This window comes from Brumicola pallidula DSM 14239 = ACAM 615 (genome assembly GCF_000428905.1).
Taxonomy (GTDB): domain Bacteria; phylum Pseudomonadota; class Gammaproteobacteria; order Enterobacterales; family Alteromonadaceae; genus Glaciecola; species Glaciecola pallidula.
In genome coordinates this window covers 1-1,527 of record NZ_AUAV01000033.1, presented here as the reverse complement: position 1 = coordinate 1,527, position 1,527 = coordinate 1, and the positions used below count along the sequence as shown (strand labels likewise).

General features: G+C 52.3%; 1 rRNA gene. It reads right to left on the bottom strand.

Annotation, left to right across the window (positions count from 1 at the left end):
• Positions 1–1,527 (bottom strand): 23S ribosomal RNA (locus G399_RS0110875); the annotation flags it as partial.

Genomic DNA, 1,527 nt, shown 5'->3' with positions numbered 1-1,527 from the left:
AGGACAGTTAAACTGTCTGGGATGACTCATCTCTGGGCTCGCTTCCCGCTTAGATGCTTTCAGCGGTTATCGATTCCGAACGTAGCTACCGGGCAATGCCATTGGCATGACAACCCGAACACCAGCGGTTCGTCCACTCCGGTCCTCTCGTACTAGGAGCAGCTCCCATCAATCATCCAACGCCCACACCAGATAGGGACCGAACTGTCTCACGACGTTCTAAACCCAGCTCGCGTACCACTTTAAATGGCGAACAGCCATACCCTTGGGACCGACTTCAGCCCCAGGATGTGATGAGCCGACATCGAGGTGCCAAACACCGCCGTCGATATGAACTCTTGGGCGGTATCAGCCTGTTATCCCCGGAGTACCTTTTATCCGTTGAGCGATGGCCCTTCCATTCAGAACCACCGGATCACTATGACCTACTTTCGTACCTGCTCGACGTGTCTGTCTCGCAGTTAAGCTGGCTTATGCCATTGCACTAACCTCCTGATGTCCGACCAGGATTAGCCAACCTTCGTGCTCCTCCGTTACGCTTTGGGAGGAGACCGCCCCAGTCAAACTACCCACCAGACACTGTCCACACGCCCGATAAGGGCGCAATGTTAGAACATCGAACATACAAGGGTGGTATTTCAAGGTAGACTCCACATCATCTGGCGACAATGCTTCTTAGTCTCCCACCTATCCTACACATGTAGGGTCAATGTTCAGTGCCAAGCTGTAGTAAAGGTTCACGGGGTCTTTCCGTCTAGGTGCGGGTACACAGCATCTTCACTGCAATTTCAATTTCACTGAGTCTCGGGTGGAGACAGCGAGGCCATGGTTACACCATTCGTGCAGGTCGGAACTTACCCGACAAGGAATTTCGCTACCTTAGGACCGTTATAGTTACGGCCGCCGTTTACCGGGGCTTCGATCAAGAGCTTCGCTTGCGCTAACCCCATCAATTAACCTTCCGGCACCGGGCAGGTGTCACACCGTATACGTCATCTTTCGATTTAGCACAGTGCTGTGTTTTTAATAAACAGTCCCAGCCTCCTGGTCACTGCGGCCCTCACCTGCTTCATGCGCGAAGCACTACACAAGCAAGGGCGTACCTTCTCCCGAAGTTACGGTACAATTTTGCCGAGTTCCTTCACCCGAGTTCTCTCAAGCGCCTTAGTATTCTCTACCTGACCACCTGTGTCGGTTTGGGGTACGGTTCGCTATATCATAAGTTTAGAGGCTTTTCCTGGAAGCAGGGTATTTGCTACTTCAACTCCGTAGAGTCTCGTCTCGTGTCTCAGGCTCATCTTTTAAATGTGGTGTCCGGATTTTCCTAAACACCAACCCTACGCACTTTCACTTGGACTACCAACGCCAAGCTAGCATAACCTTCTCCGTCCCCCCTTCACTGATATAACAAGTACGGAAATATTAATCCGTTTCCCATCGACTACGCGTTTCCGCCTCGCCTTAGGGGCCGACTTACCCTGCCCTGATTAGCATGGGACAGGAAACCTTGGTCTTCCGGCGTGGGGG